Below are 19,631 nucleotides of genomic sequence, written 5' to 3' on the forward strand. Positions count from 1 at the left end.
CTATTTGTGTGAGTACCGCCACATTTTTGCAACTATTTACGGCATTCGACAAATTCGCAATTGTCATTTGAAAATATTGAAATTACAATAGAAGGTAGCGTCATAGAGAGAAAGGAGAGGGCCTTGCCGAGGTTGACACGGGTCAGTAATGAAGGTGAAAATATACCGATTCGAATGGAGGAATTTGGGTTGAAACCGACTTTATACTCGCATCGAAAGCGCATGAAGGCGATGTTGGCTGTCATGTTGAGCTTTACGCTCCTGTTCGGGCTGCTGTCTTCGCTCGCTGCCAATCCCGCCCAGGCGAAATCGTCGTCGCGGCTTGCGATCGTGACGGAGGTGGGCGGCTCCGTAGCGGTGCAAAGCGCAGGCGCCTCGAACGCATACGACGCCTACGAAGGCATGAGCCTGAACCAGGGGGACTACATTACGACCGGATCGGATTCTTACGTCGTTCTTTCGATCAAGGATACCGATGACAAAATTACGATCGGCGCTTATGCGGAAGTTTACATATCCGACCTTGCCTCTTCGGGCAGCGGGAAGAAGTCCAAGCTGAAAATGTGGGCCGGTTCCATGTGGACGTCCGTCAAGAAGCTGGCGGGCGCCGACGAATTCGAAGTCGAAACGCCGACATCGGTCATGGGCGTGCGCGGTACGAACGTGGCGTTCGGCGTCGATCCCGATACGGGAGAAACGTTTGCGGCTGTCGCTTCCGGCACCGTAACCGCCGAGTCGACGGTCGACAACGAAGAGGACGGAAGCTCCGGCGAAGAAGAAGGCAGCAAGACGCTGCTCAGCCCTTCGCAGCAATACCGCCAATCGACCGACACCAAGGGCAGTAGTGCCGAAGACAATGTCAGCACTGTCGATATCGAAGCGCTGGTCAATCGCATCTCGTCCAAAATCGTCGAAGCGATGGTGGAAAGCAGCAACGCGATCAACGAAGAGAACGACGAATACATCAAGCAGCAAGAAGAAGCGCTCGACAAAGGCGAAGACACCACAACGACGCGCGACGGCGCCTCCTCGTCCCTGAAGCCGAAATCGAAGGAAGAGCTCGAGAAACTGAAGTCGAACTTCAAGAACATCGTCGGCAACGTCGTCAATACCGCCATCTCTTCCGGCGTTGTTGACGCCACGAAGATTCAGGAGGCCATCGATAAGGCGAACGAGTCCGCTCCGGCCGACAAGAAACTTGACTTGAGCAACGTCAAGCCGCTCGACACTACCGCAGGTCTCGATCCGGAGAAGGAAGCGAAGAAGAAAGAAGATCGCGAGCGCAGGGAGCAAGAACGTCAGGCGAAGCTGGAACAGCAGAAGCAGGAGATGGACAAGCTGCTGAAAGAGCTGGAAACCGCATTGAACAAGCTGAAGGAAGAGCAGAAGCGGCTGGAAGACGAGCGCAAAGCGGCTGAGCAGGCTGCCAAGGAGAAAGCGGCGGCTGCATTGGCGGCAAGCGCATCGCCTTCGGCTTCGACCTCACCAAAACCGACATCAACGCCGACGCCGACACCGACACCGACACCGACGCCAAGCACGCCACCGCCTAGTACGCCGCCGCCGTCGACGCCAACACCAACGCCAACGCCAAGCGCGATCCATTTCAGCAAGGAGAACGTCACGCTTGGTTTGATTTATCAAGGCGTGAGCAGTGCGGTGTATCAGCCAATCACGATCGGCGTGGTTCCGACGAGCGGTCTTTCATCGTCGAACATTCATTGGGATGACAATGAATACGTAATGGTTGTGCCTACTACGTCTATACCAGACCATTTTGCGCTTGTTCCCAAGAAGAAAGGCACCACAACGTTGACGGCAACCGCTCCAGGTTTCTCGGGTTCAATCACGGTAAACGTGTTTGAAGCGAGCGTCGCGTTGTCGACGTCGTCAAGCCCCTACCCGAAAGCCGTCGTCACCTTGTCGGGCGCAGGCGAAGTATACGGCGCGGAAGTGCATTTTGAAACACAAGAACTTTCACCGATTTTGTATACTGCAGGCATCACCAGCGCAATTTTCAGCAGTACAGACGGCAAGAGCGCTTATTCGGCAAGAGCAGACTACCATACGGTATCTTATGCGGCCATGTTCGTCCCTGGACAGCAGGATGTAAATTACACCTTTACGCCAAGTTCGGGGAACATCAAGCTGGTTGAACTGCCGTTGACGAATGTCACCGGGGGCATCCAATTGCTACGTTTGATGATCGTTTCGTACGACGGATCTGTTTTGCTGGATGCAGTTTATCCGCCTCAATATATGTCTGGGCCTGCCTAATCGGCCAACCATATCAGGATACAAGGAGAAACCGATGAATAAACTTTCCAAAGCGATCAGCTTTTCGCTGCTGGGCGCGATGTTAGTCGGAGGAACAAGCGTCGGCGCCGCTCCCTTCGTCGGCCATGCAGTGATCTCTTCCGACAACGGCCAGGTGCTGACTTCGGTCAGCACGTTCGCCGGTCTCGGCGACTATAACGAAACGGAAGGAGCGGCGCTCGCCGCTTCGTTCCGCAAGCCGAAAAGCCTGGCTGTATTGCCTGATGGTTCGGTGCTCGTGGCGGACAGCAAAAATCACAAAATCCGCAAAATCGCCGGCGGGCAAACGTCGACGATTGCAGGTCCTGCCATTACGCCGCCGTCCTTGATCGACAAAACGGGCCTCCCGATCGGCGGCATGCTCGACGGCGTCAGCAGTCAATCGTTTTTTAACGAACCGGAAGGATTGGCGGTGTCGGCCAAAGGCGATATTTACATCGCGGACGCCGGCAACAATGCCATCCGCAAAATCGATACCACCGGCAACGTTACGACTTTCGCCGGCAACGGCGTGCAAGGATTGGCCGACGGCAAAGGGGCGGAAGCCCGCTTCAACAAGCCGCGCGACTTGGCGGTGGCGGCCGACGGCACGATCTATGTCGCGGACACGCTGAATCATGTCATCCGCAAGATCGCTGCAGACGGCACGGTAACGACGCTGAACGCCGAGTCCGGCCGCTTCGTGGAAGCGTCCAAAGGCACGGCCACGCAGGCGGGCGATTTCAAGGACGGCGCGCTGAAAGACGCACTGTTTAACGAGCCTTCGGGCATCGTCATCGATGCGAAAGGCAATCTGTATGTCAGCGATACAGGCAATCAGCGCATTCGTTATATCGACCTCGCCGCCGGGCAGGTAACTACCGTCGCCGGATCGGGTGCAGCGGCAGCGGGCAACGAGCTGTATGTCACCGGCGACTTTGCCGACGGCGCGGCGCTCGAAGCGAAGTTCGACCTTCCGGCCGGCATCGCGTTGACGGACGAAGGCGCGCTGCTGATCGCCGACAGCTTGAATCATTCGGTGCGGATGCTGTACGACGGGCAAGTATCGACGATCGCCGGCGACGCCAACCAGTTGCACGGCAGCACGAACGGCATCGAGCGCGCGGCCCAGTTCAACGTCCCGACGGACGTTGCGCTTACCGCTGACGGCGATATTCTCGTAACCGACCAATACGACAACAAAATCCGCAAAATCAGCCTGTTCCAGCTCCCGGCAGCGCTGCCAAACGACGATTCGTACAAGGTGACGCTGAATAGCGATGTCGTCAGGTTCGATTCGCAGCCGGAAATTACGAACGAAAGATTGATGGTTCCGGTGCGTGCGGTCGTGTCGCCGCTCGGATACGAAGTGACGTACGCCGAGGAGAACGGCAAGCAAGTGATCCGTTTGACCAAAGGCGATACGACGATCGAACTGACGGTAGGCGTCAAGGAAGTGAGGAAGCTGGTTAAGGGCAGCGAACCGGTTGTGCGCGCGATCGATACGGCGCCGTACATCAAGGAAGAGCGCACGCTGCTTCCGCTTCGCTTCTTCAGCGAAGAAATCGGCCTCGACGTGCAGTGGATCGGCGGCAAACAAACGGCGGTACTCCGCTCAAAATGACAGCAGTCAGGTTCGTCAAGCCGTCTTTCGCCATAGGGCGAAAGGCGGCTTTCCCGTTTACGGGCTTCAAAACCGGCAGCCGAATTCCGATATTCCCCTTAGAAGTTGGAAAGGGGTGTGACGATGGACGACGACCAACAATATTTGAAGGATTACATCAAGCGGCATCAAGGCAACAAAATGGGCTGGTATTTGCTGGGCAAAGAATACGCCGCACAAGGCAAACATAGCAAGGCACAGTATTGCTTCGAGCAAGCGGGCGAAGTGTACGAAGCGTTCGAGAAACAGCCCCTCCCCCAGTTGCCGCCGGAGGAAGCGCGACAGGCGGCAAACATCGGGCGGCACGCCGCTGCCGCTGCGGGCAACCAACCGCTGAGGCGAGCCGTCCGAATATCGCTGGCGGTGCTGCTCTTTTTGCTGCTGGTCACGTACATCCCCTACTCCGAAACGCCTTCCCGCATGCGCGAGGCGAATACCGGGCTGTCGCCATCGATAAAGCCCGTTGCCGTTCCCGCCGCGGCGGAGCGGGTGCTCTACACGCATGCCCTGCAGCCGAAAGCCGATACAGGCGAACTGTTCCGCGACATGCTGCTGCCTCAGGCGAATCGCTGGTCGTTCACCGTGATCGCCAAGGGGCAACCGACGCCGGACAATCGTTGGATCGATTGGCGCAAACCGGCGCTGCCGCTCGTTTCGCTGGAGCGTTCCGCGGTGACCGGACAGCCGGAAGTGAGTTATTACGATGCGGCAACCTGCCATTGCCAGGCCGAGGACGCCGGTCGCGCCTCGCGGCTTGTGAAGGACTGGGTGGAGGTCCAAGAGCAGGAAGCGGTGCTGCGTTCCGCCATCGCCTCTTACGCCAGCTTGTACGGGGAACCCCCGGCGTCGATCGACAAGCTGACCGGCGACTATCCGCGCAATGTATTGCCGGGTTATACGGACTACATGGCGGGGATATACCCGCAACTGGTTGCGGCGTTCCGCGCTTCTGCGGCTACCGGCTCCACACCCGCGCCTTCCGCGCAGCCTGCCCGGCCCGCAACCGCAACGGAGGCGCCGGTAGCCGGAGGCTCGCCGCTTGCGCCGAAGCTGGAAATCATCATCGACAAACAGACGCACCGGCTGGCACTTGTCAGCGGCAACATTATGGTGCGAAGCTACCCGGTTGGTCTGGGCGGCAGCAAAACGCCGGAAGGCACGTTCGTCATTTCGGAAAAAGTAAAAAATCCGAACGGGCGTTCGGATGGCGATTTCGGCAGCCGGGGCATGACGCTTTCGGACAGCCTGTATGCAATTCACGGAACGAACCGACCGGACAGCATCGGGCTTGACCAATCGCTCGGCTGCGTGCGGATGAATAAAGCGGATGTCGAAGAATTGTTCGATATGGCGCCGCTCGGCACGAAGGTGACGATCGGCGACAATCTGCTGTCGGACGATAACGGATCGGGAAAACCTTCTTTTGCGCTGCCGGCGTTAAGAGAGGAAACGAATCCGAACAAAGTGTATCACTGGCTGGAGTAAAAGGACATGCCGTATAAGCGCGGATCTAGCTTTGGGTAATCAGAAGCACGGCCATGGCGATAATCAGGACGCCAATAATGGAAGCGACCCAAATGATCGCTTTCTTGTTTACTTCTTCCTTTTGCTTGCGGAGCTGGTATGCGGGTTTCTTTTTCGTGGACATGGCCGATCGATCCTCTCTTCTTGCGTCATTGCTACTTATTTTACCATAATGTAACCGTTTTTAGGACAAAATATTTTCCATGCGTTCCGCTTTCCTTTTTGCCGCGAAACCGCTAAACTGTCAAAGAGTGAAACGAAATCGGAACGGAGTGTAGAGGCATGTTGTATGAACGGCTGCTGAAGCCGGTGTTGTTTCAAATGAGCGCGGAGCGCGCCCATCATCTGACGATCGGCGGCATGCACAAGCTCGGCCGGCTCCCGGGCGGCACGGGAACGCTTCGCGGCATGTACGGCGTAGAGCGCGATCCGGCGCTTGCGGTCAATTTGTGGGGCATCGACTTTCCCCATCCGGTCGGACTTGCCGCCGGCCTGGACAAAAACGCCGAAGCGGTGCGCGGTTTCGCCGCCATCGGGTTCGGCTTTATGGAAGTCGGTACGGTAACACCGAAGCCGCAGCCGGGCAACGAACAGCCGCGACTGTTCCGGTTGCCGCCGGACAAGGCGCTGATCAACCGGATGGGCTTCAACAACGTCGGCGCCGAGCGGATGGCGGTCCATCTGCGCGCAGCCGGCAAGCAGCCGATTCCGGTCGCCGTCAACATCGGCAAAAACAAAACGACGCCCAACGAACGCGCCGAGGACGATTACCGCGAATGCCTGCGGAAATTGTACGCCTGTGGCGACTTTTTCGTGGTCAATATCAGTTCACCGAATACGCCGGACTTGCGTAACTTGCAGCATGGGGACGATTTGCGCCGGCTGCTGGCCGCCGTCAAGGATGAAATGGCGCAGCAGGCGAAGCGTCACGGCGAAACGGAGAAGCCGATCCTGGTCAAAATTGCGCCCGACTTGACTGAGGCGGAACTGCCATACGTGGCGGACACGATCGCACAAAGCGGCGTATCCGGCATCATCGCCACGAACACGACGCTGTCGCGGGAAGGGCTGACTCACGGGAATCGCGGTGAATCCGGCGGCATGAGCGGGTTGCCGCTGACGTCGCGCTCGACCGATGTAGTACGTCGGTTGTACCGGCTGACCGAAGGCAAGCTGCCGATTATCGGCTGCGGCGGCATTTTTACCGCGCGGGACGCTTACGACAAAATCAAGGCGGGAGCCAGTCTTGTTGAAGTGTATACGGCGCTTATTTACGAAGGGCCGGGTTTGTTGCGCACGCTGAACGCAGGGCTGGCGGAGTTGCTGCGCAAAGACGGCTTGAAGCATCTGACGCAGGCGGTCGGCGTCGAAAGCGGGATGTAGCGTCGGCGCGACAGACAGGAGGTAGGAAATGATGGACGGAAGAGATTGGGCCAAGTTTTTGCTTCCGTACGAGCAAGCGGTGGAAGAGCTGAAAGTGAAATTCAAGACGCTTCGCAACGAACTGCGCAGCCGCGAGGAATACTCGCCGATCGAGTTCGTGACCGGCCGGGTGAAGCGCATTTCCACCATCCTCGAAAAAGCCAAAAAGCTGAATGTGCCCATGGACCAGTTGGAAAAAGGAATCGAAGACATCGCCGGCATCCGCATCATGTGCCAGTTCGTCGAAGACATCGAGAAGCTGTCCGAGCTGATTCGCCAGCGGGAAGACATGTCGATCGTGTATATTAAAGATTACATCGCCAACTACAAGGCTTCCGGATACCGCAGCTTCCACATCATCATCGAATACCCCGTGCAAACGTCGCTTGGCATGAAGCGGGTGCTGGCGGAAATTCAAATTCGCACCCTGGCGATGAATTTCTGGGCAACCATCGAACATTCGCTCAACTACAAATACAAGGAAAGCTTGCCGGATGAAATTTCCGAACGGCTGCGCCGCGCCGCGGAAGCCGCGTTTCTGCTGGACAAGGAAATGTCGAACATCCGCGAAGAAATCGTCGAGTCGCAGCGGCTGTTCATCGACAAATCGAACCTCGTGTCCAAAGTGCTGAGCGATATCCAGCAGCTTTATTTCTACCACCGGGTGCGCGAGGCGGCGCAGTTCCAGTTGAAATTCAACGAGCTGTGGGAAAGCGACGAGCTGTGGAATTTAAGCGAGCTGTCGGCGGAGATCGAAGCGGCGATCGCGCGCGCCAAGCGGGAAAGCGCCAAAGGCCAGTCATGATGCGCCGCTACGAAAGGCTGTATGTCGAGTTTCTGTATTATTTTAATGTGGCCCGCGATTATTTCGAATGCCACGAAGTGATGGAAGAGCTGTGGCTGGAGGAAGGCCGCGATCCGCTGTGCCAGGGGCTGCTGCAAATTGCCGTAGGCTTGTACCATTTTGACAACGGCAATGTCAGCGGTTCGATCAAGCTGTTCTCGCAAGGCATCAACAAGCTGCAGCAGGCGCCGGAGACGACGTACGGGATCGCGATGGGCAAGCTGGTGGAGCAAAGCCGGGCGTATATGGAGAAATTGAAGCGTTACGAAGCGGAGCCGTTCGACTTTTACGATCTCGATATCGAGATCGTCGATCCCGCGCTGACGGCGCTGTACGAGGATATGCTGCTGGATCCTCCGACGCCGCATGAGGATGAATGAAGAGGAGAATGGCATGGCAACGCATTTGCCGTTAGTGTTTGTAGACCGGATGAAGGCGCTGCTTGGCGCCGAATACGAGGCGTTCGAGGCGTCCTACGACGCGCCGCGGCTTTATGGGCTGCGCGTCAACAAGCTGAAAATCGGGGCGGCAGCGTTCGAGCGGCTGTCGCCTTTTGCGTTGTCGTCCGTTCCGTGGGCGGAAGAAGGGTTTTATTATGCGGAAGGGGAGCGCCCCGGCAAACATCCGTATTACCACGCCGGCATCTATTATATCCAGGAGCCGAGCGCGATGCTGCCGGTCGAGCTGCTGGATGTGTCGCCGGGCGATCGCGTGCTCGACCTGTGCGCCGCTCCGGGCGGCAAGTCTACGCAAATCGCCGCCAAGCTGGCAGGCGAAGGCGTGCTTGTCGTCAACGACAACAGCCGGGAACGCGTCAAGGCGCTGGTGAAAAATATCGAAATCGCCGGCGTCCGCGGCGCCGTTGTGCTGAACGAGGAGCCGGAGAAGCTGGTTCGTGCGTTCGCCGGCTATTTCGATAAAATCCTGATCGACGCGCCTTGCTCCGGCGAAGGCATGTTCCGCAAGGACGAAGACATGGCGCGGCAGTGGGAGCGCCACTCGATCGAACGCTGCTCGGCCATGCAGCGCGACATCTTGCGCCATGCGGCGGCAATGGTGGCGCCGGGCGGCACGCTCGTGTATTCGACGTGCACGTTTGCGCCGGAGGAGAACGAAGGCACGATCGCTCAGTTTCTGCGCGAGCATGACGACTTTGCGCTGCAGCCGGTGCCGCTGCGGCACGGGTTTGCTCCCGGCCGGCCGGAGTGGCTGGCCCGGGGCGATGGCGAAGCCGCAGACGCGGCGGCGTCGGCCGTCGCCGGAGCGGTGCGCCTGTGGCCGCACCGCGTGAACGGCGAAGGCCACTTCGCCGCCGTGCTGCGGCGCAGCCGCGAAGCCGCGCGCCCGCCAGCCGCGGCGATAGCGTTGCCGGCCGCGCGCGGCTCCGCGAGGCAGGGCAAACCGTCGGCACGGGGTGGCGACGGTTTGCCCGATCTCGCGCCGTGGCTGAGGTTCGCGGCGGAGCAGCTGACGGCACCGCCGGCCGGCAAGCCGGTAGCGTTCGCGGAGCACCTGTACCTGGCGCCGGAAGGACTGCCGGCGCTGGACGGCATCCGCGTCGTGCGGCCCGGCTTGTACGTCGGCTCGTTGCACCGCTCGCGCTTTGAGCCGGCACATGCGCTGGCGCTGGCGCTGCGCGCGGAAGAAGCGAAGCGCCGGCTGGAGCTGCGGGCGGACGAACCCGCTGCGCTGCGTTATTTAAAAGGCGAAACGCTCCAGGTCGAAGCGGAACGGCTGACGACTTCGGGCGACACTTTGGCAAAAGGCTACTGCCTCGTTTGTATCGACGGGTTCCCCGTCGGCTGGGGCAAATGGCTGGACGGCATGCTGAAAAACGATTACCCGCCCGGCTGGAGGTGGACGTAATATGAAACGAACGATGCGGCTGGACAAGCTGCTGGCCCATACCGGTTTCGGCTCGCGCAGCGAAATCAAGCTTGCCGTCAAACGCGGCGCCGTTACGGTGAACGGGCGAGCGGTCAAAGACAGCGGCCTCCAGGTCGATCCCGAACGGGATGAAATTGTTGTGGATGGCGAACCCGCCATTTATCGCGAGTTTGTTTACTTGATGCTGAACAAGCCGCCGGGCGTTGTCTCTGCGACGGAAGACAACCGCGATCGCACGGTCATCGATCTGGTGGCGGACCAATACGGGCATATGGAGCTGTTCCCGGTAGGCCGGCTCGACAAGGATACCGAAGGCCTGCTGCTGTTGACCAACGACGGCAAGCTGGCGCACCGGCTGCTTTCGCCCAAGAAGCATGTGCCCAAAACGTATTATGCCGAAGTGGAAGGAAGCGTAGGCGAGGACGACGCGAAGGCCTTCTCTGCCGGCGTTGATATCGGCGATGGTTATGTGACGATGCCGGCAACGCTTCGCGTACTCGACACGCCAACCGCAACCGGTTTGTCGCGCGTCGAACTGACGATCATGGAAGGAAAATTCCATCAAGTGAAGCGGATGTTTCAGGCTGTCGGCAAAAAAGTAGTGTATTTGCAGCGCATCGCGATGGGACCGCTGGGGCTCGACAAGGAGCTGGCGCTCGGGGCGTATCGCGAGCTGGACGAGGGGGAGCTGGCGCTGCTGAAAGGGGAAGAGGAATCATGACCTACAAGATGATTGCGATCGACGTGGACGGCACGCTGCTGAACGATGGCTATGAATTGACGACAGCGACCAAGCAGGCGGTGCGCGCCGCCTATCAGGCCGGAGCGGAAATTGTGCTGTGCACGGGCAGAAGCCCGCTTAACGCGCTCCCGATCATGGAGCAGCTGGAGTTGTCCGGCACGCTCATTACGCATAACGGCGCTGTGACGGTGCAGTCGCACGACCGATCGATTTTGCAGGAGAGCGCATTTGCGATATCGGAAGCGCAGCGGTTTATCGAATACGCGCGGGAACGCGGCATTCACCGCGACATGTGCACCACCTTCGGCATGTATATCGAAAGCATGACGGAAGCGGCCAATTACATGTACGGCAAATACATGATGCAGCCGGAGCGGGTCGAAGATTTGCTGCGCTTTGAAGCGAACATCGTCAAATTTACGGTGTTCGGCGAAACGGAGCTGCTCGACGACGTGATGGCCGTATGGGATCATTGGGGCTCCGGGCTGGCGCATATCCGCAGCGGCGACCTGTTCATCGATGTGATGCTGCCGGGCGTAAACAAGGGGACGGCGCTCGAGATGCTGGCCAAATCGCGCGGCGTCGCCAGGGAGCATATTATGGCGATCGGCAATTATTACAACGATGTCGATATGATGACTTACGCGGGCCTTGGCGTCGCCATGGCCAATTCGCCGGAAGGGGTCAAGCAGATGGCGGACGACGTCACGTTCTCCAACAATGAGAACGGGGTGGCGGCGGCAATCGTCAAACATCTGTTTGACTTGTAGCGCTGCAGCGCAAGACGCGGGCGCATAAACGTTGGCGTTTGCTGGACACGCTAGTAGGGATTGACCAATTCCTACCGGAGGGATGTCCATGGCGGCGATCACCATAGTGCCGAATATGAAAACGCTCGGCGGCGAAGCAAGCGATATTATGCTAGGTGGCCGGTACGTCGGGGCGATGACGCTTCTGTTCCGCGAACGGGATCGGGTGTGCGGCTCGATCCATCTGGAACGGGGCTCGATGACCAAGCAGCAAAAAAAAGCGGTCATGGCGCATATGCAAGAGCACGTGCAATCGTTTATGGACGCCGTGCGCGCCTCATCCTGCCAAGTGCTGGTCACCTGCGGCCAATACGATCATTTTATTGCGACGGACGAAGCTTATGAACAGCTGGAGGACGAGGAGGGCGACGACGAAGACGGGGATTACGAATGGGATGAGGAAGATTCCCGCTTCGACGACGTAGGCGAAGGCGAACCGGAATGGACGGAAATGAACGGGCTGGCGTACAAGCGGCAGAAGCCCGTTTACACGCTTGTCGTCGCCCGGGAGGGGCGTTCCCGCATCGATTACCGTCTCCACGACGAACAACGTGAATGGGTGGCGGAAGCGAGCCTTGGCATCGCAGACGCCGATGTGAGCGGAGAAGTGAACTGGTTGTTCGAGCCGGACGACGAAGAAATCGAAGCGGCTACGGAACTGCTTGTGGCCGATTTCGGCGAAGAAACGATCGATACGTTCGTGATTCATCACCGGTTCGAAGACGAGTTGCTGGAAACGGTCGAACTGACGCATCGCGACTTGCTCAATTCCGTTTATGAAGACGAAGACGAAGACGAAGACGCAGAAGAAGGCGAATCCTCCGGCCCGTATTCGGTCGTACTGGCTCGCGATGACGGCGATACGCTTACGTATGATATTTATAACCAGTACAGAGGCGGACTGCCTGTCGCATCGGCGACCGTCGACATCGGGTTGATGCAGCCGTCCGGCTTTATCGAATTTCATCAGCCGAACGACGAAGATGGGATGGAGACGATCGCCGGTTTGCTGCGGGACGAGCTCGATCGCGAACAGCGCTTCGACCGCCTCAGCCTGACCCTGCTGTTCCGGAACAGGCCGATCGACGAAATCGTGTTCGACCAAGAGCCTTATCACTGAATGCGCAGCCCTTTCGGGTAATGGTTTTTCAGCTCGCCGTTCGACGTTTTGCCCCAGCCGAGCGGGAAGCCGCCTGTGGTGACAAGCGTCCAGCCCGGAAGGGAAGCGGGGAACGGCAACGATTCGCCGCGCAAATAAGCGTGAACGGCCGGATCGACGGCCGTTAGCTCGACCTGCCGGTCCGCCGGCAGGTCGTTGGCATGCAAGGCGAGTGCGAGCGCATGCGCCGGCTCGATTCTGCCTTTGCGCACCATCGCCACGTGCAGCCCGGGACGCAGCACCTTCAGTCCGTCCAGCCGCTCCGCCTCGAAGCCGGCGTCGGCGGGGAGCACATACAGCTGCTCGCCGAACAGCAGCGGTTTGCCGGACGGCAACTGCCATGCGGGCGCGAGTTCGCGGGCGAACTCCGCGAATGCCGCCCATGCTTCGGCGGCCGGCTTCGGCAATTTGCGTTCTTTGCCGCCGCGCCGTTCGCCATGCGTTTGGGTTGTGTTGTCACCGGTGCTGCGCAGCACCGCTACAAAATGCCCTTCACCCCGCCGCTCATGCGGCCAGATCCGCTCCGTTCGAACCAGCTTCAGCCCGGGATGGTCCGCCAGCAGCGCCGCCACGACAGCTTCGTTCTCCTCGCGATTGAACGTGCAGGTCGAATACGCCAGCGTTCCGCCGGGCTTCAGCATGAGCAGCGCCTGGCGGGCGATATCCAATTGGCGGCCGGCGCACATAGCGACGTGCGCTTCCGACCATTCGGCGATTGCGTCAGGATCTTTGCGGAACATGCCTTCGCCGGAGCATGGCGCGTCCAGCATGATTTTGGTGAAGAAGCCGGGAAACTTGGCGGCCAGCTTGTCGGGGGCGGCGTTCGTCACCACCGCATTGGCAATACCGAAGCGTTCGATATTTTCGGACAAAATTTTGGCCCGCGCCGGATGAATGTCATTGGCGACCAGCAAGCCTTTCCCCTGCAGTCGGCCGGCGATTTGCGTCGATTTGCCGCCGGGCGCTGCCGCCAGATCGAGCACGAGGTCGCCCGGCTGCGGCGCCAGCAGCTCGGCGGCCGACATGGCCGACGGTTCCTGGATATAGAGGAGGCCGGCGGCATGAAACGGATGTTTGCCGGGCCGGGACGATTCGTCGTAGTAATAGCCGCCTTCGCACCAGGGAACCGGAGTCAGGCCGAACATTTCGATCAGTTGCTGCGCGAGCGGATCGCCGGCGGTTGCGGTCGTCCTGTATTTGAGCGGGTTCAGCCGCAGCCCTTGCGTCCGCGGTTCGCCGTAGCTGGCCAAAAATTGCGTCGCGTCGTCGCCGAGTTGCTCCCGGGTCCGGCGAACAAAATCGGGCGGCAGACGAAGACCGGATGGTGGTGCTTGCATGGGGTTCCTCCTAATATAGGGAGTTTAGCTTGCTAAACTCTCTCTGCTGACTAAGCGGGAATGGCAATCGTTATCGTTATATCAAATGTGCTCCAATCGGTCAAATTGGCCCGGTCCATTCGGCGGCATTCGCCGACGCGTGTCCGCCGGTTTGTTTGTGGGAAGCTTTTGACGCATGGTATAATGATTTTATTTATCGAAGCAAATCAGCGTAGCAGGCACGGCACTAGAGGTGAAAATCAATGCCGATTGGACCTGGAGAGCGGCCCAATCGGTAATGACTGGTAAGAAAGCTGCTTTGGCGAAATGACTGGCGGCGCGAAACCGCCGGAAGTAAGGGAGATTGCCTCATCGTGTACAAAATACCGACCGACGTGCAGCGGATCGGACGCGATATCGCGCCCGAACAGCTGCGTTACCATACGAAGCGGGTGCTCGTGGCGAAGGAATTTACGTTCGACAGCGCGCACCATTTGCATTGCTACGAAGGCAAATGCCAAAACCTGCACGGCCACACGTACCGTGTGCTCGTGACGATGTCGGGCGCGCCGGACGAGCGCGGCCTGACGATCGATTTTGCCGACATGAAACGTATCGCCAAATCCCGCATTATCGACCCGCTCGACCATCAGTATTTGAACGAAGTGCTGCCTCCGATGAACACAACGGCGGAAAATATGGTCGTCTGGATGTTCGAGCAACTGGAGCTTGCTTTGGAGGAAGAAGGATTTGCCCCGCGCGTCCGCCTGGAGGAAGTGAAGCTGTGGGAAACGCCGACCAGCTATGCCGCCGCGACCCGGGCGATGATGGAGGAGCTGTAGCATGGGCGAACGCATTCCGATGGTGGAAATTTTCGAGACGGTTGAAGGGGAAGGCACGCGGGCCGGGTTCCCGACTGTATTCGTCCGGTTGTTCGGCTGCAACCTGCGCTGTGTCTGGTGCGATACGACGTACAGCTACCCGCCGGCGGAAGCGGAGCGTACGATGAGCATCGCCGAAATCGTGCAGGAGGTACTGCGTTACAAGTCGCGGCACGTGTGCCTGACCGGAGGCGAGCCGCTGCTGTACGGGGAACGGTCGCGGCAGCTCATCTTGGCGCTGGCGGGCATCGACCGGATCGCCGACATTCATATCGAAACGAATGGCGCCATCGATTTGGCGCCATTCATCGGCCGGATCGATTCGCCGAAAGTGCGTTATATCATGGACTACAAGCTGCCCGATTCCGGCGAATCGGAGCGGATGTTCATTGGCAATTTGGCGCTGCTGCGCCAGCAGGACGAGCTCAAATTCGTGATCGCGAGCCGTGCCGACTTCGACGAGGCGAAGCGGATTCTGGAGACCTATCCTACGGAGGCGCTGCCGATGTTCAGTCCGGTATGGTCGACGATGCCGCCGGCCGAACTGGTGGCGCTGATGCTGGAGCACGGGCTGGCGAACGTCAAGCTGAACATGCAGCTGCACAAAATCATTTGGGACCCGGCCAAACGCGGCGTCTGACGCGCATGCGGCGGCGGGAACGCTACCGGTAAACGGTAGGTATGAAAAAGGAGCGGGGAACACAACCGGGTAAACGGGAACGGGGGGATGCAGCATGAGCGAAACAAAACGAGCGGTCATTATTTTGAGCGGCGGGCTGGACAGCACGACGTGCATGGGCATGGCGCGGGAAAGCGGGTATGAGCTGTATCCGATCACCTTCGATTACGGCCAGCGCCATCGGATTGAAATCGACAATGCCCGGGCAGTAGCGGATTATTACGGCGTTGAAGACAGGCTGAAGGTAATAACGCTAGGATTTCTGCGCGATTTTGGCGGCAGCGCGCTTACCGACGAAACGATCGAAGTGCCGCGCGGAACGGGAGTGGAACATGCCGGCGCCGGTTCGAGCGCTGCGGCGGACGGAGGCGAGCCGGACATCCCGGTTACGTACGTTCCGGGCCGCAACTTGCTGTTCCTCTCCATCGCCACATCGTATGCCGAAGTGATCGGCGCCTCCGCGATCTATATCGGCGTTAACGCGCTGGACTACAGCGGGTATCCCGACTGTCGCCCCGAGTTCATTCGCAAGGTGGAGGAAGTGATCGCGCTGGCGACGAAAGCAGGGGTAACCGGCAGCACGATGACGATCGCGACGCCGCTCATCCAGATGACCAAGGCGGATATAATCCGCGAAGGTCTGCGGCTCGGCGTGCCGTATCACTTGACCACGTCCTGCTACAACGGCAAGCGGGAAGCGTGCGGCGAATGCGACAGCTGCCGGCTGCGGCTGAAAGGCTTCGCCGAAGCGGGCTCGCGCGACCCGATTGCGTACGAAGCGTAAATCAGAAACGGCCTTGTCCGCCGCAGTTGCGGGGCAAGGTCGTTTGTATTAGGGCGTGCGATTTGAAAAGGCGGTTTTGGGAGTAAGCCATGTTTGGAGGAATGGTGGAGTTGATTGTGTTTGAACGTGGCTGTTGCGTATGGGGCGGGCGGAAGCTCCATGTTGTCAGGTTAAGCGACGGTAGCTGTCCCGGTCCGCTGCAAGGCTGAATCGGCCTTATTTCGCTAGTTTCCAAGCAATGCAAACTTGTTTTTTCTTGACCTGACAATGTTTAGGGCTCTCCTTAACTTGCTATCTGCCCGCTATCCCCTTGGCTCAATCTCAAGTATCAACAACTTAAACTTATTATCCCATTTGCCATCGGGGCAAGCGTAATGACACGTTGGCAATTTGGCTTGGCCGGCAACTGCCAAGCCTCCATCGGGGCCGGGCCGCTGTAAGGAAAGCAGTCCTTGTGAGGGAGGATCGCCTGTATTGGTGCGGACACTTTGCTTCTTCCGCACCTTTCCCCATCCGCCAACACCCTCCTTACCAAATAGGCCATGTTTTCTTGCCTATTTCGCCAAAAACGGGCAGCCTCTTCAAAATAGCCAGCGAAATCACTGGCTATTTCGCTTGAAAAGCCTATTTGAAGGCGATATGGGGCAAATAACCAGTGTTTTCACTGGCTATTTCCGACGCGCCATCCCAAATCGGGCAAATAGGCCATTTTTCATGGGCTATTTTCGTTGCCGAGCAAGAAATCAGGTCACTCAGGAGGCAGCTCGCCAGGATAGGCTTCTTGCAGCAGCGCGCGAGTATGCTCGTTCACTAAGCAGCGAAGCGGAAGGGCTGCTCTGGAGAAGCTGAGCGCTTTCTGTAAGAAAGCGGCTTCGGAAGCATATGCTGCGTTCGTCTTTGTTTTCGGATGATTACCTTGGCCCAATTGCTTCCAACTCGATACATCCAAACGCCAATTTGAGCCAACAGGATAACCAGCACACACATTCTTCCGTTGACCACCGCCGCCTCGCTCCCTCCTCCCCCATATACCCACTGCCGCACCAGTCTGAGCCGACGGGATAACCAACAGACGCGAACGGCTGCCGAATATACGCACGCTCGCCGCCGCACCAGCTTGAATCGATGGGATAACCAGCAAACACGTACTTCAGTTAACCGCTTTAGCATAGCTTGGAATGTCAGCGAACGAAATTTACCGAATCTGACGTTGCCCACTGTTAATCGCCAGCCTCGATTGATTGGCCATTTCTTATAAAAGCGAGAACACAAATAAGCCGGTAAAGCCGGCTTAAATCGCCGCCGCAGCCGCAGCCGAGGGCGAGGCAAATAAGCCGGGAACCCCGGCTTAAGCCAACCACCGCCGCCCGGGGCGGGCCAGACAGCGTCCGCGCCGATCAGGAAAAACTTTCCTCATCGCTTCCATCATCCGGCTTGCGTTCGCCTTTGGCCTCGAGTTTGATTTTCTCCAGCCAGAACATGGCCGTGAGCATGCGCTCCAGCCATTCTTTATGCTCTTCGCTGAGCGAAATGCCGTCGAACACCAAATCGTTGTCGCGCAGAAACCGGCGCAAATTAACCGGAGCCGAACGCCCCGACTCGTCCGATTGGCCGCCGCTCGGCTCCAAATAGCCGGCTGCCTGCATCAGCGCTTCGTACGAGGCGTTCAGCCCTTCGGACAGCTTCATCAGCACGTCGGGCGAAGGCACGCCGCGATGCCCGTTCTCGAGCTGGGATATGTAGGCCGCGGAAACGCCGGATCGGTCGGCCACTTCGCGGATGGTGTAGCCTTTGAGCCGGCGCAAGTCTTTGAGCTGGTGATAAAACAGCATGGAAGTCCTCCACAAAAGTAAACATTAGTAAACATTTGTATGATAGCATGCTAACATTTGTAATGTAAATGCTACAAAAGCAAACGAATGTCGTTGCCTGTGTGAAAAAGCATGATATAATTGGTACAGGTTGGGAGCATTGGGGGACGATGCCGGAGCGAAAGCGCATCGGTTCGAACGAAATGCGCCGCCAATGGATCGACATGGGCATGGGGGGAACCAGAGTGAAAATTGCGGTCAAATCGGCGGCGTTCGTACGGAAACGGATCATGCAGGGAATGTCGCAGCGGGAGCTCGCCAGACGCACCGGATTAAGCCATTCTTATATCAGTCTGCTGGAGCGCGACGGCAAAACGGTCGGCCCGGCGGCGGCCAAACGCATCAGCGAAGCGCTCAACGAGCCGATGGAAGAACTGTTCGAGCTGGTGGACAGGGGCAACTGACCGCTCCCGCCACCGGGTTCAACCAGTGACATGGATGCTCCCGTGGGCATAACGAACCACTTTGTTTTTGCCGCTCGTTTTGGCTTTGTACATCGCTTCGTCCGCTTGCTTCAGCAGCGTTTCGCCGCTAATTCCTTTGCGCGAGCTCGAATAGCCGATGCTGACCGTGACGCCGGCTTCCTGTTCGACGCGTTCGCGCACCATTTCGGCCAATGCGTCGATATCGGCTTCGGGATCGGTGATCAGCGCGACCATTTCTTCGCCCCCGTATCGACCGCAGATGCCAAATTCCTGGCAGCATTCCCGCATGATATGGGCCACATGCTTAAGCGCCTCGTCGCCTCGCTGGTGGCCTTGCGTATCGTTCAGCTTCTTGAAATTGTCAATGTCGCTGAAGAGGATCGTCACCGCAACGCCGTGGTCGACGTAATGATTGACTTGCCCGGTGAAGTATCGGCGGTTGTAGAGTCCGGTCAGGCCGTCGGTAATCGACTTCGTGTAGGAGGCATGCAGCAGCTCGACCACACGCTCGAACAGAATCATGAACAGGCCGAGAAAATAGAGGACCGGAAGCGCGTTCTCGAGCAGCGACAAAAACGGCTGCTTGCCGCCGAAGCCGTAGCCGGCTATGATGTGCACGGCATGAAGCGCCGTATAAACGCCCAGGCTCCACTCGTATTTGCGGGCTTGTCCGATCCAGCCGGGAATCCAGCTGTAAAAAGCAAACAGCAGCATAAACACGTACAGGTCGAGTCCCAAATGGCGCACCAGGTACGTTTGACCGGACGATCCGGCTTCGCCTGCGAACGGAGCGATGTGGGCAAACGAGAGCAGGACGGAGAGCGCCAGCATGCCGCAAAAAACGACTTGCAGCTTGGGCCTGGACGGATTGTACAGCCGATAGACGCCGAAGTTGAGCATGATGAACGAAAGTGCAGGCAGCAGTTGACTCAGCAGGCCGCCCCAATCGGTCGAGACGTAGCCCGACGATTCGCTGGCGATCAGAAAGGCGTATTGCGCAATAACGAACACCAGCGTGGCGGAGAAGGACATGTACGAGCGGCGCCTGCGGCTCATGAACAAGCGGAACGACATGAACAGCATCATCAGCACGATGACGACGATGAGCGAGAAGCTGTAAATATGGCCGTACGCAAACGTAAAAGGACCGAGTGCCTTCAATTGGTTTCCTCCGCGGTCGTAGGGCGTGTCTGGGAACTTTGAGGCCAGCAGGTTTGGCCGAATGATCCATTTCGCGAGATCGGTTGTCCGGATATGGTTATTATAGGGGAAGCGTCAGACGCCTGTCGAGAATGCCGAATGGCTCAAAAAGTTCTATTGCTCAGGGAAC

The 19,631-nt window shown here is 58.3% G+C and carries 18 protein-coding genes; 14 read left to right on the forward strand and 4 right to left on the reverse strand.

Going from position 1 to position 19,631, the window contains the following annotated elements; translation table 11 throughout:
* Positions 1–189: 189 nt before the first annotated feature.
* From EXY20_RS21910 to EXY20_RS21920, 3 genes are all read left to right on the forward strand, one after another.
* Positions 190–2,277 carry a FecR family protein gene (locus EXY20_RS21910; RefSeq protein WP_167859419.1) on the forward strand — a complete coding sequence of 696 codons (2,088 nt, stop codon included), beginning with the start codon at positions 190–192 and terminating at the stop codon, positions 2,275–2,277.
* A 34-nt stretch (positions 2,278–2,311) separates the two neighbouring features.
* A complete protein-coding gene (locus tag EXY20_RS21915) occupies positions 2,312–3,919 on the forward strand; it encodes a stalk domain-containing protein (protein WP_135554243.1) in 1,608 nt (535 codons plus the stop codon).
* Positions 3,920–4,042: 123 nt separating this feature from the next.
* Positions 4,043–5,443 (forward strand): L,D-transpeptidase, encoded by a 1,401-nt coding sequence (locus EXY20_RS21920; RefSeq protein ID WP_135554244.1) that lies wholly within the window; start codon positions 4,043–4,045, stop codon positions 5,441–5,443.
* 25 nt (positions 5,444–5,468) lie between these two features.
* Here the strand turns inward: EXY20_RS21920 and EXY20_RS39100 are convergent, their stop codons facing one another.
* Positions 5,469–5,606: a hypothetical protein gene (locus tag EXY20_RS39100; RefSeq protein WP_167859420.1), complete on the reverse strand. Its 138-nt coding sequence runs from the start codon at positions 5,604–5,606 to the stop codon at positions 5,469–5,471.
* A 158-nt stretch (positions 5,607–5,764) separates the two neighbouring features.
* On the opposite strand from EXY20_RS39100, the gene EXY20_RS21925 reads away from it, so the two are divergent.
* The 7 genes from EXY20_RS21925 to EXY20_RS21955 all read left to right on the forward strand — a co-directional run bounded on the left by EXY20_RS21925 (position 5,765) and on the right by EXY20_RS21955 (position 12,306).
* Complete coding sequence (locus EXY20_RS21925; protein WP_135554245.1) at positions 5,765–6,865, forward strand: quinone-dependent dihydroorotate dehydrogenase; 1,101 nt, start codon at positions 5,765–5,767, stop codon at positions 6,863–6,865.
* Positions 6,866–6,896: 31 nt separating this feature from the next.
* Positions 6,897–7,709: a GTP pyrophosphokinase gene (locus tag EXY20_RS21930; protein ID WP_135554293.1), complete on the forward strand. Its 813-nt coding sequence runs from the start codon at positions 6,897–6,899 to the stop codon at positions 7,707–7,709.
* Positions 7,706–8,128, forward strand: coding sequence for a DUF309 domain-containing protein (locus EXY20_RS21935; RefSeq protein WP_328592580.1), 423 nt, complete (start codon positions 7,706–7,708; stop codon positions 8,126–8,128). Before EXY20_RS21930 ends, EXY20_RS21935 begins: the two co-directional genes overlap by 4 nt.
* A 13-nt stretch (positions 8,129–8,141) precedes the next feature.
* Positions 8,142–9,614, forward strand: a complete 1,473-nt coding sequence (locus EXY20_RS21940) for an RsmB/NOP family class I SAM-dependent RNA methyltransferase (RefSeq protein WP_135554246.1) — start codon at positions 8,142–8,144, stop codon at positions 9,612–9,614.
* A 1-nt stretch (position 9,615) separates the two neighbouring features.
* A complete protein-coding gene (locus EXY20_RS21945; RefSeq protein ID WP_135554247.1) occupies positions 9,616–10,356 on the forward strand; it encodes a pseudouridine synthase in 741 nt (246 codons plus the stop codon).
* Complete coding sequence (locus tag EXY20_RS21950; protein ID WP_135554248.1) at positions 10,353–11,147, forward strand: Cof-type HAD-IIB family hydrolase; 795 nt, start codon at positions 10,353–10,355, stop codon at positions 11,145–11,147. Before EXY20_RS21945 ends, EXY20_RS21950 begins: the two co-directional genes overlap by 4 nt.
* Before the next feature lie 88 nt (positions 11,148–11,235).
* Positions 11,236–12,306, forward strand: a complete 1,071-nt coding sequence (locus tag EXY20_RS21955; protein ID WP_135554249.1) for a hypothetical protein — start codon at positions 11,236–11,238, stop codon at positions 12,304–12,306.
* Here EXY20_RS21955 and EXY20_RS21960 read toward each other — a convergent pair.
* On the reverse strand, positions 12,300–13,682 hold the full coding sequence (locus EXY20_RS21960) for an RsmB/NOP family class I SAM-dependent RNA methyltransferase (protein WP_135554250.1): 1,383 nt from the start codon (positions 13,680–13,682) through the stop codon (positions 12,300–12,302). The genes EXY20_RS21955 and EXY20_RS21960 overlap by 7 nt on opposite strands.
* A 350-nt stretch (positions 13,683–14,032) precedes the next feature.
* Between EXY20_RS21960 and queD the strand changes: the two genes are divergently transcribed.
* From queD to queC, 3 genes are all read left to right on the forward strand, one after another.
* The gene (gene queD / locus EXY20_RS21965) at positions 14,033–14,503 is read left to right on the forward strand and encodes a 6-carboxytetrahydropterin synthase QueD (protein WP_135554251.1); all 471 of its coding nucleotides are present in this window, start codon (positions 14,033–14,035) and stop codon (positions 14,501–14,503) included.
* A gap of 1 nt (position 14,504) precedes the next feature.
* A complete protein-coding gene (locus EXY20_RS21970) occupies positions 14,505–15,182 on the forward strand; it encodes a 7-carboxy-7-deazaguanine synthase QueE (protein ID WP_135554252.1) in 678 nt (225 codons plus the stop codon).
* 94 nt (positions 15,183–15,276) lie between these two features.
* Positions 15,277–16,005, forward strand: a complete 729-nt coding sequence (queC, locus tag EXY20_RS21975; RefSeq protein WP_135554253.1) for a 7-cyano-7-deazaguanine synthase QueC — start codon at positions 15,277–15,279, stop codon at positions 16,003–16,005.
* Positions 16,006–17,402: 1,397 nt separating this feature from the next.
* Here queC and EXY20_RS21980 read toward each other — a convergent pair.
* Positions 17,403–17,837: a helix-turn-helix domain-containing protein gene (locus tag EXY20_RS21980; RefSeq protein ID WP_135554254.1), complete on the reverse strand. Its 435-nt coding sequence runs from the start codon at positions 17,835–17,837 to the stop codon at positions 17,403–17,405.
* 149 nt (positions 17,838–17,986) lie between these two features.
* On the opposite strand from EXY20_RS21980, the gene EXY20_RS21985 reads away from it, so the two are divergent.
* Positions 17,987–18,280 carry a helix-turn-helix domain-containing protein gene (locus EXY20_RS21985; protein ID WP_235886134.1) on the forward strand — a complete coding sequence of 98 codons (294 nt, stop codon included), beginning with the start codon at positions 17,987–17,989 and terminating at the stop codon, positions 18,278–18,280.
* Positions 18,281–18,298: 18 nt separating this feature from the next.
* Here the strand turns inward: EXY20_RS21985 and EXY20_RS21990 are convergent, their stop codons facing one another.
* Complete coding sequence (locus EXY20_RS21990; protein ID WP_135554255.1) at positions 18,299–19,462, reverse strand: GGDEF domain-containing protein; 1,164 nt, start codon at positions 19,460–19,462, stop codon at positions 18,299–18,301.
* Positions 19,463–19,631: the final 169 nt, after the last annotated feature.

Source organism: Paenibacillus cymbidii (assembly GCF_004764705.1).
In the GTDB taxonomy this organism is placed as follows: domain Bacteria; phylum Bacillota; class Bacilli; order Paenibacillales; family NBRC-103111; genus Paenibacillus_AN; species Paenibacillus_AN cymbidii.

What these genes read in the sequence shown, in the direction of transcription:
- EXY20_RS21915 (WP_135554243.1), top strand. Translation starts at nt 2,312, where the DNA reads ATGAATAAACTTTCCAAAGCGATCAGCTTTTCGCTGCTGGGCGCGATG.
- EXY20_RS21920 (WP_135554244.1), top strand. Translation starts at nt 4,043, where the DNA reads ATGGACGACGACCAACAATATTTGAAGGATTACATCAAGCGGCATCAA.
- EXY20_RS39100 (WP_167859420.1), bottom strand. Translation starts at nt 5,606, where the DNA reads ATGTCCACGAAAAAGAAACCCGCATACCAGCTCCGCAAGCAAAAGGAA.
- EXY20_RS21925 (WP_135554245.1), top strand. Translation starts at nt 5,765, where the DNA reads ATGTTGTATGAACGGCTGCTGAAGCCGGTGTTGTTTCAAATGAGCGCG.
- EXY20_RS21930 (WP_135554293.1), top strand. Translation starts at nt 6,897, where the DNA reads ATGGACGGAAGAGATTGGGCCAAGTTTTTGCTTCCGTACGAGCAAGCG.
- EXY20_RS21935 (WP_328592580.1), top strand. Translation starts at nt 7,706, where the DNA reads ATGATGCGCCGCTACGAAAGGCTGTATGTCGAGTTTCTGTATTATTTT.
- EXY20_RS21940 (WP_135554246.1), top strand. Translation starts at nt 8,142, where the DNA reads ATGGCAACGCATTTGCCGTTAGTGTTTGTAGACCGGATGAAGGCGCTG.
- EXY20_RS21945 (WP_135554247.1), top strand. Translation starts at nt 9,616, where the DNA reads ATGAAACGAACGATGCGGCTGGACAAGCTGCTGGCCCATACCGGTTTC.
- EXY20_RS21950 (WP_135554248.1), top strand. Translation starts at nt 10,353, where the DNA reads ATGACCTACAAGATGATTGCGATCGACGTGGACGGCACGCTGCTGAAC.
- EXY20_RS21955 (WP_135554249.1), top strand. Translation starts at nt 11,236, where the DNA reads ATGGCGGCGATCACCATAGTGCCGAATATGAAAACGCTCGGCGGCGAA.
- EXY20_RS21960 (WP_135554250.1), bottom strand. Translation starts at nt 13,682, where the DNA reads ATGCAAGCACCACCATCCGGTCTTCGTCTGCCGCCCGATTTTGTTCGC.
- EXY20_RS21970 (WP_135554252.1), top strand. Translation starts at nt 14,505, where the DNA reads ATGGGCGAACGCATTCCGATGGTGGAAATTTTCGAGACGGTTGAAGGG.
- queC (WP_135554253.1), top strand. Translation starts at nt 15,277, where the DNA reads ATGAGCGAAACAAAACGAGCGGTCATTATTTTGAGCGGCGGGCTGGAC.
- EXY20_RS21980 (WP_135554254.1), bottom strand. Translation starts at nt 17,837, where the DNA reads ATGCTGTTTTATCACCAGCTCAAAGACTTGCGCCGGCTCAAAGGCTAC.
- EXY20_RS21985 (WP_235886134.1), top strand. Translation starts at nt 17,987, where the DNA reads ATGCCGGAGCGAAAGCGCATCGGTTCGAACGAAATGCGCCGCCAATGG.